Origin of the sequence: Aureispira anguillae, from assembly GCF_026000115.1 — a bacterium.
In the GTDB taxonomy this organism is placed as follows: Bacteria; Bacteroidota; Bacteroidia; order Chitinophagales; family Saprospiraceae; genus Aureispira; species Aureispira anguillae.
The window spans coordinates 683,254-696,671 of sequence record NZ_AP026867.1 but is presented as its reverse complement, the minus strand read 5'-3'; the positions used below and the strand labels follow the sequence as shown (position 1 = coordinate 696,671).

Genomic DNA, 13,418 nt, shown 5'->3' with positions numbered 1-13,418 from the left:
GAATGTTTTTTTTATAGACTACTTTTGAACACCTATTTAATTTTTTATTAATTAAAAATTTTAAAATTTTCAGCGCATATATTTCCTACTATTGCATTCAAATAGAGTGCTATATAGGCTATCTCCTATTGCAAAAACACAAAACTAAGATTAGAGCATTCCATTATTTTGCCTACCTTTGGTTTATGGGATATCCAACAAAAATGCAAAACAAAAATGATCATGGCAACAACAATAAAACCTAACCTTTTTGAGGAGACCGACTATCAAGTTTTTTTGAATCGAGTGCATCAATTAAAAGCCAATAGTCAACCAATTTGGGGAACCATGAATGCGGCGCAGATGTTAGCGCACTGCTTAGAGGTGCAAGAAGCTTGTAATGGCAAGCCGCTTCAAAAAACACCTTTTTTCATCAAATTATTCAAAGGTTTTATCAAAAAGTCGGTGTTAAGTGACAAGCCCTACCCCAAGAATTTGCAGACGCATCAACAATATATCATTAGCGATCAAAAGGATTTTGAGCTTGAAAAAAAGCGCTTTTTAGCGTCTTTAGAAGCCTTTGTACAAAATAAAAATAGCGTAGAACATAGTTTGTTTGGTACGATGTCTTTGGAGGAACGCAATTGGGCAATCTACAAACATCACAACCACCATTTGGAACAATTTGGCGTTTAGCTTTGGTGATCTTGTAGTATGTAAGTTCTCTACCCGATGTTTTTTGTGAAAATTAAAATTGGGGCAGCTTTTATCTATTTTTAGATCGCTTAGAAATTAGATATTATCCCAATTACAACTTAATTGGGATAATATCTAAGAGTGAAACGACCTAGCGTCTAAGATATGGCTAGAAAAGCCCATGCTGTTAAATTTTAAAAACCATCGGGTAGAGTAGTATGTAAGTTACTCTATTCAAAATCCTTGTAGAGTAGGTACTTTTTTCTGAGTTTTTTGTAGGCTTTTAAGTCTTTTTGCCAGCTTTTTTGAATCTCGACAATACTCTTTCCTTCTTTGAGTTGATGCTGAAGTGTTGGAGTTCCTGCTAATTTATCAAAGAAATTGTTCTTATTAAAAAAGGAACTTTGAGTTTTAGCATCCAAACTGTTATAAAAGTGAACTAAATAGGTTAGATTTAACCCTTTCTTTTTTTGAAGGTCTTGAATGGACAAAACACTCAAATCATAACCTTTACATTGCTCCCCTTTATGCTTGGGATATTTTGCACCAGCTCTAGAAATAGGTTTAAAAGTAAACTCGCTTTTAGAACAAGCAGGATGCCCATAAACCTGAAATTGCTTGGTCGTTCCCCGCCCAACACTAACCGTTGTTCCTTCAAACCAACACAATGAAGGATACAAATAAATGCTCTTCATATTGGGCAAATTTGGGGAAGGTTTAACAGGCAATTTATAAAATTTACTGTGGTTATAATTCAAACATTCAACGTGGTACAATTCGCATTTTATACCGTTTTCTAACCAGCCTTCTTCATTAATCATTCTAGCGTATTCTGCCACCGTCAAACCATGAACAATAGGAACGGGGTGCAGGCCAACAAATGTTTTTTCGGTAGCTTCCAAAATAGGACCATCTACGTAATGCCCATTGGGATTAGGGCGATCCAATATGAGTAAAGGCACCTTGTTTTTTGCACAGGTTTCCATTACATAAGTCATGGTTGAAGTATAGGTATAAAATCGAGCACCCACATCTTGTACATCAAAGATCACCAAATCTAAATTTTCAAACTGCTCTGCACTAGGCTTTTTATTTTTTCCATATAAAGAAACAATAGGAATTCCTGTTAATCCATCTACCCCATCTTTGAGTTTTTCCCCTGCATCAGCTTGCCCACGAAAACCGTGTTCGGGAGCGAATATTTTTTGAATTTGGCAATTCATTTTGAGTAAAGTATCCACCAAGTGCGTTTTGCCAACCATAGAGGTATGATTGACCACTAACCCCAAACGTTTGTCTTTGATAAAATGATAATACTTGTAAAATTGATCTGCGGCTGGTACAATATCATGGTTAAATTCTTCTAGTTGACCATGAGTTGGTTCATTACTTTGAGCATAAAAGTGCCAACCTAAGGGCAATTGAGATAAGATTCCTACAACAAAAAAGAGTACACGCATATCATAAAATATCAGTGATAAAAATGTATTTGAATTCGAAAAATTACGAAGTATTTATCAGAAAGTAATAACTTGCTAGCTTCTAATTTTAACTCTTTGCACTTTAGCACTCATTCATCTACTCATTTAGCTTCGTTAGCCCCTTTTGGGAGCTGTTGCTACAATCGTATTATAATTTTTATATGGAAGATTATATTCAAATTTGGAAAAACAAAAAAGAACATTCTAAAAAAGCCATCAAGAAATTTGTCAATAAACTTCAGCAACATCGAGGCAAACACCTAGACCGCTTTGCCGCAAGTGTTCATGAAACGGTATTCCAAAAAATCGATTGTTTAGATTGTGCAGGTTGTTGTACTGGGCTTCCTCCTATTGTCAACAAAACAGATGCACAACGAATTGCTAAAAAACTAGGGTTATCCTTGGCTGATTTTGAGCAAGAATATTTAACTGTAGATGAAGATCAGGATACTGTAATGAAACAGACCCCCTGCCCTTTTTTATTAGAGGACAACAAATGTACCATCTACGAATTTAGACCCAAAGCTTGCCGAGAATATCCGCATACTGATGTCAACTTTTCAAAAAATTTAACCTATCATGCTAAAAATGCATTGTATTGCCCTGCTACCTTTCACATTTTAGAAGCACTAAAAAAAGGCATTCCTGTCTGAATAACAAGCCTCAGCGTATAAAACTATACGCTTTTTTATCCTTTAAATTTTGGTCATTTGTAATTTTTTAGCATTCTATTTGTATTAGATAGCCTACTACACTATCTAAATCAACACAAAACATTATGAAAAATATTATTTTCATTCTATTATCTTTAAACTTTTTAGTCCTTTCTTGCAAGGATAAAAAGGGGTCCTCCAATGGCAATCAACCAGATGGCAGTGGCAATCCATTGATTCCATTTTCTTATGCTTCGATTGACATACAACCGACTTTATTTACAATTGACAACAGTAGAGATACCTTATTATTTGGAAAAACAGGGATCATGGTCTATGTTCCAGCCAAGGCATTTATTGCAAGAGGAAGCAATACGGTGCTAGATTTATACTTAAAGGAATATACCAAGCCTTCCGAAACCTTAGCTCAAAACATATCCAATACAAGCTCTGATAATCAACTATTGATCGCAAGTAAAATCATTCATTTAGAGGCGAAACAAGGAATCAATCAGCTTTCTTTGTCTCCCAACCACGATCTTCGAGTCCATTTTAAACGCATTCCCAAAGCACCCAAAATTAGTTTATGGAGTGGGCAGCCTCAAGCTTGGACTCCGCTAAAGTTTGATCAACCTAAGTTGTTCAATCACATCCTAAAAATAGGTTCTTACAAAGAGGAACATTTTGCGAATGGTGATTTGATTGAGGCTTGGGAAAAATCAAACCTTGAAATCACCAAAGAAGAGGAGCTAGAATTGTGGAAACAACAACAACATTTACACCTCAATTATACGATTAGTCCTACAGGAGCAATAAAAGAAGTCTTTTTTGAAGAAAAAATAAGCACCGATTTTCAAGAAAAGATACTTGCTAAGATGCAGCACTATCCATCTTGCAAACCCTATATCAATGAAAAAGGCGAGGCTGTTAACACTCATTGTCAATACGTTTTTCATGTACATCAAGCAGAACCTAAATACAAAGAAGATTTAAATTATTTGCAGATTTTAGGGCAAGATTATCCTGAACTCATAGCGGAGAAGATTGATCATATTGATGATTTGGAGTTCAAATACCATATTTTTAACATTCGTAAATTGGGTTGGATTGCAGCAGCTCAAGCCTTAGAACAACCTACTTCTGTAGATTTAGTAATCAATGTTGAGCCCAATTTTTTGGCAGAGGTAAAAATCATGCTCAATCGCTCCAAAATTATTCTAAAAGGTAAACGAATAGGGAATAAAATTAGTTTTTTGGGATTGCCCAAAAATGAAGCCATACAAATCATTGCCTTTGGCGAAAAAAATAAGCAACCTCTGATGGCTTCTACCCAAGCCAATTCTTCGGATGGTGTTATTGATAATCTAACCTTTTCTACCTCTTCTTATGAAGCTATAAAATCTGCTATAAAAAAAGTAAATTAAGCAAGGTTGTTCTTTAAAAATGATAATTTCGCTGCAACAATTTTATTTTTAGCAAGAATTTATAGTTTAACATGACCATATTTCCAGTACAACATATTCAACGTTTAGCAATAAAACTTAAGCCTGCAGCTCAACGCATGGTCAAAAAGGGACACCCTTGGGTTTTTGAAGGGGGAATTACCAAACAAAGCGCAGCAGGAAAGGCTGGTGATCTGGCAATTATTTACGACAACAAAAAGAATAAATTTTTGGCTTGTGGTCTCTATGACCCAGATTCTCCTATTCGAATTAAAGTCCTGCAATTCCATAAGTCTGCGGTGATTAATTCAGATTGGTTTGAGCAAAAAATTCAAGCAGCTTACCAAAAACGAGCTAGCTTATTAGCGACAGATACCAATAGTTACCGCCTAATTTATGGAGAGAATGATGGTCTCCCAAGTTTGGTTGCAGATGTTTATAAAGATATTATTGTTGTCAAGCTTTATTCCGCAATTTGGTTGCCTTATTTAAAGGATATTTTACCCATTTTATTGCGTATCAGCCAATGTCAAACCATGGTCTTGCGCTTGAGTCGTTCCCTGCAACAGGTTGCTCAGGAGCTAGGGGTTAGTGATGGTCAAGTTTTATATGGTCAACTAAAGGATGAAGTAGTGGTATTTAAAGAGCATGGCATTGCCTTTTCGGCTAATGTTATTCATGGTCACAAAACGGGGTATTTCTTGGATCATCGCCACAATCGACTAAAAATAGGCAACCGCTCTAAAGGGAAAAAAGTATTGGATGTATTTGCCTATGCGGGTGGATTCTCCGTTCATGCACTAGCCAAAGGTGCGACAGAGGTTGTCAGCATTGATATTAGTGCTAAAGCCCTCGAAATGGCACAACAAAATGCAGCGCTCAATCCTCACACTGGTCAACACATTACTTTAGCCGTTGATGCATTTAAAGGCTTGGAAGAATTGATTCAAAAAAGGAAACTATTTGATATTGTAATCATTGATCCTCCCTCCTTTGCAAAAAAAGAAACAGAAGTAGAAGGCGCAAAAAATAGTTACAAAAGATTGGCTGCACTAGGCTGCCAATTGGTCAAAAAAGGAGGCTTATTGGTCTTGGCTTCTTGTACAGCACGCATCAAAGCAATTGACTTTTTTGAAAGCGTAGAAAGTAGCCTCAAATCAAGTGGTCGAGCATTCCAAATTCAAGAAAAAACCTACCATGATGTAGACCACCCTATTGGTTTTCCAGAGGGAGCTTATTTAAAGTGTGGTTATTATAGGCTGCAAAACTGATGTTAACTTAGTGTAGTGCTTCTTTATTCCTTTACTATAATTTTCGTTTAACTATTCCATACAATACAAAATGAAACTTGATTTAGACTTTGTCCGCAAGGAATATCCATCTCTTAGAGAGGATTATGTTTTTTTTGATAATGCAGGAGGTTCTCAAACGCTTCAGCGGGTCATGAACAAAATCACTGAATATTACATGACTTCAGATGTTCAATTAGGAGCAAGTTATAGCCTTTCTACCCTAGCTAGGGAGCGTGTCAACAGTGGAACTGCTCAAATTGCTAAGACCCTAAATACTAAACTTGCCCACGAAGCCATCATTGGGAGTTCTTCTACCGCATTAATCCGTTTATTTTCTATTGTAATCGGGCAAACGCTAAAAGCAGGGGATGAAATTATCATTAGTAATGCAGACCACGAAGCCAATATTAGCCCTTGGAAAAGCTTGGCGGAAAAAGGCATCGTTATCAAAATCTGGGAGTTTAATACAACGAGCTTTCGGTTAGAATTAGAAGACCTCAAAGCACTCATGACCTCCAAAACCAAACTGGTTGCCTTTTGTCATGTATCAAATATCTTTGGAACGATCCATCCCGTTAAAGAAATTACAGCCTATATTCATAGCCAAGGAGCGCTTTCTTTTGTGGATGGTGTCGCTTATGCGCCACACCGCTTACCTGATGTACAAGAATTGAATGTAGATTTTTATGTTTATAGCATCTACAAAGTTTTTGGTCCTCATATTGGTGTTTTGTATGGCAAAGAAGAACATTTACTTCGCCTACCAGGTATTAATCACAGTTTTATTCCTCCAGATGATCTCCCTTACAAATTTCAACCTGGGGGACCGAACTACGAACTAACCTATAGTCTAAATGGCATTGTAGAATATCTTCAAGCAGTTGCTCAACATCATGGAATTGATCCCAAGGCATCGGTTCGAGAACAACTACAATTTGCTTATGATTTATTTGATGCACACGAAGAACTTCTTGTTCAACGCTTGCTTGATTTTTTAATGCAAAAACCCAATGTCCGTCTTATTGGCGAAAAGACAGCCGATAAAGCAATCCGTGTTTCTACTATTGCTTTTGTTGTCAATGGAATGCACAGCTCAGAAATTGATGCTAAAGTTGCTGCACAAAATATTGGCATTAAAACAGGTAATTTTTATGCAAAAGGGATTACCAAGGCACTTGATTTGGATAAGCAAGGGGGTGTCGTTCGAGTCAGCATTGCTCATTACAATACCTTAGAAGAATTGGAACGCCTAATTGCTGTTTTTGAGCAAATTTTATAGCCCCCATTCTTTTATTCAATGGTTTAATGTTTTATTATTGTAGCTTCATTCTAGCAATACACTTTTATGGCAAAGAAAAAACATCCATCTTCTAAGGCAAGTTTGCATCCACGCAATAAACATCAGGGTTCTTATGACTTTGTAAAACTAATTCATGCCTATCCCTTCTTAGAAGATTTTGTTTTTATCAATCAGTATGGACATCAAACCATTGATTTTTTTGATCCCATTGCGGTCAAAGCATTGAACAAAGCCTTACTAAAGCAATATTATTCTATTGACTTTTGGGACATTCCTGAAAACTACCTTTGCCCACCTATCCCAGGGAGAGTAGACTATATTCATTATGTTGCTGACCTATTGGCTAGTCATAATCAAGGTAAAATTCCCAAAGGCAAAAAAATTAAAGTTTTGGATATTGGGGTAGGTGCTAACTGTATTTATCCGCTACTTGGAACCCAAGAATACGGTTGGTCTTTTGTTGGAGCTGACATCAATAAAACAGCGTTGGCTTCAGCACATGAAATTATCAACAACAACAAACACCTTCGTAACAGTATAGAACTTAGATGGCAAGCCCAAGCCCAACAGCTTTTTAAAAGCATTGTTCGCCCCAAGGATTATTTTGATTTATCCATTTGTAATCCTCCCTTTCATCCTTCTGCCCAAGCTGCTCAAGAAGCCAATCTTCGCAAATTAAAAAATTTAGGGCAAAAAGAATCGGGAAAATCCAGTCTAAATTTTGGAGGACAGCAAGAGGAATTATGGTGTGAAGGAGGAGAGCTTCAGTTTGTCAAAACCATGATTCTTCAAAGCAAAACTTTTGCCAATTCTATTGGTTGGTTTACAACATTAATCTCCAAAGAAATACATCTTAAACCTGCTTACAAATGTTTAAAGCAGGTCAACGCTCAGCAAGTCAAAACCATAGCAATGGGACAAGGAAATAAGAAAAGTCGCATTTTAGCTTGGACGTTCTTCTAGTTGGAGCAGGTCTCTTTTTTAAAAATGTTTGGCGAAGAATTCAACAATTTGTTTTACGATCAATTCAATGGTCTCTTTTCGAAGCACTGGATTAATTAAATTAAAGGTTTCTTCTTGCTTAAAATCTTTTAACCATAAATATTCTCCATTTTCTAAGGTTAAATATTTCCACCAATAAATATCATCATCTTCATGCCTCTTTATTTCGTTTGATTTTCTTAATTCTTCAAACTTCTCCTTCTTTTCAGCCGAAACTTCATCCATATGTACCCCCCACCAAAGCTGTACATTTTTTTCATGCAAAATATGCACCTTAATCCCCTCTTGGTAGTCAAAACTAAGGCTACAGTCCTCCCCCTGTTTATTCGAAGAGTCGTGCGCAATATTCTTAATAGCATGCGCCGTTATTCCAGCAGTATCTATATTTTTAAAGCCTTTTTCTGTTAAATGCTGTTCTAACTCTTTCCAAAAGTCATCGATGGCATGCCATTTAACATGCTTAAAATTATCCACCAAATACTTTGCAGCCTTCATGGTTTGAGCATTTGTCCCTATGGCATCTTTTAACTCCTTTCGCTCTTCGATATTTGTTTCTTCGTTTGTCATCTTCTGGATTAGTTTTTGGTATTGAATAATGCTTTCTCTTAAAAAAGGTTGGGCAACAACAACTGGCAATATGCACGCCAACCAATCTAAAATATGCTCCTGATAAGACAAACACTCACCATTTAGATCCTCTAATGTATTATCTTTTCCTAAACTATTTTTTCCTAAACTATATTGAGAAGGCGGATGCCCATCCAAACTCAGATAAAAAGTCTTAATTTGAGATTCAGGAATTCGCTCATTCTTCCTAACATGTTCAAAGTACCGCTTTAATTGATCTTTCTGATCTCCTGCATAAATTTTATTCTCTATAATAATGGCATGCTTTGAACTTCTATCGATAATTAAAATATCAATATTATTATTTTCTTGTTTAGCAATTTCTTCAGGATAAACAATTGCCTTTTGATAATTGAGAGGATCAAGACTTACTAATTTCAAAAACGCATTCAAAAAAAGATCACCTAACCCATGAGAGGCAAAAGGATTTAATAAGACCGCAATAAAACGAGAATGCAGCCTTCGTTCATCGTGCTCTTTATGCAGTGCTGTAAAAATATTGAACTGCTCCTCTCCTGCCCTTTTAGTCTCATAACGCTCTTGTACAATTTCTAGCTTTTGGAGTAGATAATTAAGGTCTTTCATAGTAGTAGATTAAGTCTTGAATTATTTTTGTCCTATAGAAAAGGATCTAAAAAATTGAATCTTAAAAGACTGGTCGTTCTAATAATAGTTCGATTATTTTTCATCGAACCAACACCCAAACTACAAGAAAATAAAGCAAAAACATAACATTTAAAACAATATATCAAAATCTTTTGTAGGTTTTGCCCCTACTGGCAAATCTTCTTCCTATATAATTTCGTAGTATTAAGAGGGGAATAAAAAAAGCTACTTGGAGTTCCAAGTAGCTCTATTATCTTTTTGTTTTAAACATTTACATTGGCATATTTGGCATTAGCCTCAATAAAAGCTCGGCGTGGCGGAACCTCGTCGCCCATAAGCATAGAGAAGACAGCATCTGCGGATTCAAAATCTTCAATATTAGCTTGGCGCAAGGTACGAGAACCAGGATCCATAGTTGTTTCCCACAATTGTTCTGCATTCATTTCCCCCAAACCTTTATAACGCTGAATACTCACACCATTTTCGCCTCCCAAAGAAGCAATTGCTTGATCTCGATCCAAGTCATTCCAGCAATAAATAGCACGTTTGCCTTTTTTAACTTGGTACAATGGAGGTGCAGCAATATAGATGTATCCATTTTCAATCAATGGACGCATATAACGGAAGAAGAACGTCAAGATTAACGTAACAATGTGACTACCATCGACATCGGCATCACACATAATAATAATCTTGTGATAACGCAATTTCTCGATGTTCAAGACTCGTTCTCCATCTTTCTCTTCGATGCGAACGCCTAGCGCTGTAAACATATTTTTGATCTCCTCATTTTCGTAGATCTTATATTCCAAGGCTTTTTCTACATTCAAGATTTTACCCCTCAAAGGAAGAATCGCTTGAAACTCACGATCACGTCCTTGTTTGGCAGTACCTCCCGCAGAATCTCCCTCTACCAAATAGATTTCTGACTTATCGGGATCTTTAGAAGAACAATCTGCTAACTTACCAGGAAGCCCAGAACCTGTCAACACATTTTTGCGTTGTACCATTTCTCTAGCTTTGCTGGCAGCACTACGTGCTTTTGCAGCAAGGATAACTTTATCCATTAGCATTTTTGCAGCAGAAGGGTTTTCTTCTAAGAAAATTTCTAAGGCATTACGCACACAAGCAGAAACAATAGAAGTAACCTCAGCATTTCCTAGTTCTCCTTTGGTTTGACCTTTAAATTGAGGATCAGGAACCTTAACAGCAATAACAGCCGTTAAGCCCTCTCTAAAATCTTCACTAGAAATTTTGACTTTAGCTTTGGTAAACAAATCCTTAGTCTCGCCATATTTTTTTAATACATGAGAGACTGCACGACGAAAACCATTTACGTGCGTTCCACCCTCAATTGTATTGATGTTATTAACATAGGAGCGTAAATTTTCACGATAAGAGCGATTATATTGAAACGCCACTTCTACAATTACGTTATCCTGTTCCCCTGTTACATGTACAGGAAGATCAACTAAAACCTCTCGCCCACTTTGCTTATCAATGTGCTGAACAAATTCTAATAGTCCCCCCTCAGAGAAAAACGTTTCTTGTGGATGCTCCCCTTTTTCGTTTGTCTCTCGTTTGTCGGTCAAGGTCAAATTTAAGCCCTTGTTCAAATAAGCCAACTCACGCAAACGTTTTGCTAACGTTTCGTAGCTATATACTCGTTCTGGGAAGATTTCTGGGTCTGGCAAAAAGGTAATATTGGTACCTGTGATGTCTGTTTCTCCAACAACATCTACTGCCGTTTGTGGGATTCCTTGAGAATACGTTTGAGTAAAGATTTTTCCCTCTCTATGCACCTCAGCTTTTAACATACTAGACAAAGCATTTACACAAGAAACACCTACCCCATGTAGACCACCAGAAACTTGATACGTTTGTTTGTCAAATTTTCCCCCTGCATGCAGGACAGTCATAACAACTTCTAAAGCCGATTTTTGGAGTTTTTGATGCATTCCTGTTGGAATACCACGACCATTATCTTTTACGGTAATAGAATTATCCTCATTGATAATAAGCTTAATGTGGCTACAGTGTCCTGCCAAATGCTCATCAATTGAGTTATCCAAAACCTCATAAACGAGGTGATGTAACCCTTTTTCATCTGTGCTTCCAATATACATTCCTGGACGCAATCGTACGGCTTCTAATCCTTCTAAAGCGGTAATATTATCCGCTCCATATTGGGTTTTATTTTTTGCCGTTTCCTCTTCGTTTATTTTATCGTTTTCCATAAGAGCAAAGATACAAAAAAATACCCAAATATCTATAATATTTTTGCAGCAAAAACAAGCTATCTACATCTATAAAAAACGAATATTTTATTCGTTCCAAAAATTCCCTTAACTCGAAAATGAAGTTCATCCTTTTTATTAAAAATCTAACCTAACATGAACTAGTTTTATCCCAAAACAATGTTCATAAATAACATAGCCAAGTCAATTTTTTAGGATCTCTTCAATGCTCTGCCATTTTGGGAATTTTATTCCAATAAGAAGCTCCTTTTGTCAAAAAACATTCACAATCAACACCAAAGAAAAAAAGAAAACCAACGAATAATAATTCTTATTTTTTTTCTTTTGCCCTATAATATAAGGTTTGTTTCTTGTGAAGAACAGATCTCATTTTTTATTTCTACCACATCACAAAACAAACACAAAAACCTAATAATCAATAGATTAATCAAAAGGCACGGTTCTTGCTAAGCTAAAGCCTATCCATATTGGACAGAGCTTGTAGTTTTTTTCATTAAAAATAAAACAACATTTACCTGAAAACAGAGCGTTATTTTGATAACAATCTCTTTTCCAAGCTATATCAAAGAAATTCACTAAGGTAAATCTAGTGTAAGGCATTTCACTCCTAAAAGAGATCAAAAAAATAATGTCAAGCACTTTTTCCGTTATGAAGCATCTATTTGCAGCATTAGCGATTTGTGTAGCAACCAATACACAACAAGCAGAACCAGTTTTTGCTCCTTTACTAGAAGAAACCTCAAAACCTGAAATCATAGAGGAATTTATTCCTGATTTCTCAATAATTACGATTGACCATGCTAGAGAATACATCCAAACGATTTATCCCTATGCCGTCAAAGTTCAGAAAGAGCAGTCTATACCTGCTCCAATTACCTTAGCCATTGCTTGTTTAGAAACAGGTTATGGTCGTAGTTTTAATGCCAAAGAAAAGCACAATCATTTAGGGATAAGAGTTTACCAAAATGGAAAAGCTGGCTACAGACGCTTTTCTTCTCTTGATGAATGTTTTGATTATTACACTGGCATGTTTAACATGGCTCGTTATGCTCCTTTACAAGATATAGAAGCCAACGATCTACCCGCCTTTATCAAGGGCTTACAAGAATGTGGATTTAATCATCGTGACAAGTATAGCAAAATGCTAGCAACCATGATTGATTTCTTACACTTAGAAGAATTAGAGTACCCAATGGTGTAGTTTTTTAGTGCTGGTTCTTGCATTAAGCAAGAATCAGCACATTTACATTTCTACTAGCATTAGTCTAACAAATGTTTTAGTAAATCTGGATCTAGGTAATTTTCTTTTTTCTTCCTAGCATCTATGATTTTTCGAAGTGCTTTTCGTATATAATTTCGTTTTTTATCATTCAAAGCCACTCCAAAAACAAGACTTTGCCGTCCTTCCAATAAAATTTCAATTGTCGTGCTAATTCGATTAGAATACAGTTGTTCTTTTTCGTCTTTTATGTCGATCACATCATCCAAAAAAAACTGATTTTTGCTTTTAAGAAGCGGCATTCCAGAAATAAGGACTCCTTCTTCTTGGCTAAGCCTAACTTCTACCATCCCTCCTATTCCTAATAAGCCAAACCAAGTAAACACTAAGCCTAGCCAAATAAATACAATTCCCATTAGTGTATAAACAATGCTAAATTCTCCTAAACTTAATTGAACAGCAAAAAAAGCAAAAAAGGAGGCTATAAGCCAAGCTACTCCCAACACAAAAGAAAGCCAGCCATATTTTGATTTAGCAGTAGCTCCTACCCTCAAATAACCATCTTTAGAAATCACCCAAGTCCCCTTAGGTCGTTCGTCCATATCAAATACAGCCATCTCCTTTTTTAGTTGCTCTCTTTGCTTGACTGCTTCTATTTTAAATACCAATTTACAATTGGGGCATTCGGCAAGATCAGCAGCAACATGAAGATGAGCTGTAGGGATTTTTGTATTACAATCTGGACAATTCATAGTAATCAGTTCTACTTACTTAATTTATAACACTCCATTGGTTACCTGTAGTGCTATTACATGTATATATACGAAATAATGGATTATAATAGTTCAGTGGTTCCTAACTAA

The 13,418-nt window shown here is 36.2% G+C and carries 11 protein-coding genes; 7 read left to right on the top strand and 4 right to left on the bottom strand.

Annotation, left to right across the window (positions count from 1 at the left end):
• The first annotated feature begins 222 nt into the window (after positions 1 to 222).
• Positions 223 to 675, top strand: a complete 453-nt coding sequence (locus tag AsAng_RS02525) for a DUF1569 domain-containing protein (RefSeq protein WP_264791204.1) — start codon at positions 223 to 225, stop codon at positions 673 to 675.
• A gap of 230 nt (positions 676 to 905) precedes the next feature.
• On the opposite strand, the gene AsAng_RS02520 is transcribed toward AsAng_RS02525, so the two are convergent.
• A complete protein-coding gene (locus AsAng_RS02520; RefSeq protein WP_264791203.1) occupies positions 906 to 2,135 on the bottom strand; it encodes an exo-beta-N-acetylmuramidase NamZ family protein in 1,230 nt (409 codons plus the stop codon).
• A gap of 182 nt (positions 2,136 to 2,317) precedes the next feature.
• Between AsAng_RS02520 and AsAng_RS02515 the strand changes: the two genes are divergently transcribed.
• From AsAng_RS02515 to rlmF, 5 genes are all read left to right on the top strand, one after another.
• Entirely contained in the window at positions 2,318 to 2,809 is a 492-nt protein-coding gene (locus AsAng_RS02515) for a YkgJ family cysteine cluster protein (protein WP_264791202.1), read from the top strand.
• Between the two features lie 125 nt (positions 2,810 to 2,934).
• Positions 2,935 to 4,233: a hypothetical protein gene (locus AsAng_RS02510; RefSeq protein ID WP_264791201.1), complete on the top strand. Its 1,299-nt coding sequence runs from the start codon at positions 2,935 to 2,937 to the stop codon at positions 4,231 to 4,233.
• A gap of 71 nt (positions 4,234 to 4,304) precedes the next feature.
• Complete coding sequence (locus tag AsAng_RS02505; RefSeq protein ID WP_264791200.1) at positions 4,305 to 5,522, top strand: class I SAM-dependent rRNA methyltransferase; 1,218 nt, start codon at positions 4,305 to 4,307, stop codon at positions 5,520 to 5,522.
• 70 nt (positions 5,523 to 5,592) lie between these two features.
• Positions 5,593 to 6,822: a cysteine desulfurase-like protein gene (locus AsAng_RS02500; protein WP_264791199.1), complete on the top strand. Its 1,230-nt coding sequence runs from the start codon at positions 5,593 to 5,595 to the stop codon at positions 6,820 to 6,822.
• 66 nt (positions 6,823 to 6,888) lie between these two features.
• Positions 6,889 to 7,806, top strand: a complete 918-nt coding sequence (gene rlmF, locus AsAng_RS02495; RefSeq protein WP_264791198.1) for a 23S rRNA (adenine(1618)-N(6))-methyltransferase RlmF — start codon at positions 6,889 to 6,891, stop codon at positions 7,804 to 7,806.
• 18 nt (positions 7,807 to 7,824) lie between these two features.
• On the opposite strand, the gene AsAng_RS02490 is transcribed toward rlmF, so the two are convergent.
• Positions 7,825 to 9,057: a PDDEXK-like family protein gene (locus AsAng_RS02490; RefSeq protein WP_264791197.1), complete on the bottom strand. Its 1,233-nt coding sequence runs from the start codon at positions 9,055 to 9,057 to the stop codon at positions 7,825 to 7,827.
• Between the two features lie 284 nt (positions 9,058 to 9,341).
• The gene (gene gyrB / locus AsAng_RS02485; RefSeq protein WP_264791196.1) at positions 9,342 to 11,315 is read right to left on the bottom strand and encodes a DNA topoisomerase (ATP-hydrolyzing) subunit B; all 1,974 of its coding nucleotides are present in this window, start codon (positions 11,313 to 11,315) and stop codon (positions 9,342 to 9,344) included.
• A 670-nt stretch (positions 11,316 to 11,985) separates the two neighbouring features.
• Here gyrB and AsAng_RS02480 point away from each other — a divergent pair.
• Positions 11,986 to 12,537, top strand: a complete 552-nt coding sequence (locus tag AsAng_RS02480; RefSeq protein ID WP_264791195.1) for a glucosaminidase domain-containing protein — start codon at positions 11,986 to 11,988, stop codon at positions 12,535 to 12,537.
• 59 nt (positions 12,538 to 12,596) lie between these two features.
• On the opposite strand, the gene AsAng_RS02475 is transcribed toward AsAng_RS02480, so the two are convergent.
• Positions 12,597 to 13,307 carry a TFIIB-type zinc ribbon-containing protein gene (locus tag AsAng_RS02475; protein WP_264791194.1) on the bottom strand — a complete coding sequence of 237 codons (711 nt, stop codon included), beginning with the start codon at positions 13,305 to 13,307 and terminating at the stop codon, positions 12,597 to 12,599.
• Between the last annotated feature and the right edge of the window lie 111 nt (positions 13,308 to 13,418).

Excerpts from the sequence above, each read along its gene's own strand:
- AsAng_RS02480 (WP_264791195.1), top strand. The coding sequence starts at position 11,986 with ATGAAGCATCTATTTGCAGCATTAGCGATTTGTGTAGCAACCAATACA.
- AsAng_RS02515 (WP_264791202.1), top strand. The coding sequence starts at position 2,318 with ATGGAAGATTATATTCAAATTTGGAAAAACAAAAAAGAACATTCTAAA.
- AsAng_RS02500 (WP_264791199.1), top strand. The coding sequence starts at position 5,593 with ATGAAACTTGATTTAGACTTTGTCCGCAAGGAATATCCATCTCTTAGA.
- AsAng_RS02475 (WP_264791194.1), bottom strand. The coding sequence starts at position 13,307 with ATGAATTGTCCAGATTGTAATACAAAAATCCCTACAGCTCATCTTCAT.
- rlmF (WP_264791198.1), top strand. The coding sequence starts at position 6,889 with ATGGCAAAGAAAAAACATCCATCTTCTAAGGCAAGTTTGCATCCACGC.
- AsAng_RS02525 (WP_264791204.1), top strand. The coding sequence starts at position 223 with ATGGCAACAACAATAAAACCTAACCTTTTTGAGGAGACCGACTATCAA.
- gyrB (WP_264791196.1), bottom strand. The coding sequence starts at position 11,315 with ATGGAAAACGATAAAATAAACGAAGAGGAAACGGCAAAAAATAAAACC.
- AsAng_RS02510 (WP_264791201.1), top strand. The coding sequence starts at position 2,935 with ATGAAAAATATTATTTTCATTCTATTATCTTTAAACTTTTTAGTCCTT.
- AsAng_RS02520 (WP_264791203.1), bottom strand. The coding sequence starts at position 2,135 with ATGCGTGTACTCTTTTTTGTTGTAGGAATCTTATCTCAATTGCCCTTA.
- AsAng_RS02505 (WP_264791200.1), top strand. The coding sequence starts at position 4,305 with ATGACCATATTTCCAGTACAACATATTCAACGTTTAGCAATAAAACTT.
- AsAng_RS02490 (WP_264791197.1), bottom strand. The coding sequence starts at position 9,057 with ATGAAAGACCTTAATTATCTACTCCAAAAGCTAGAAATTGTACAAGAG.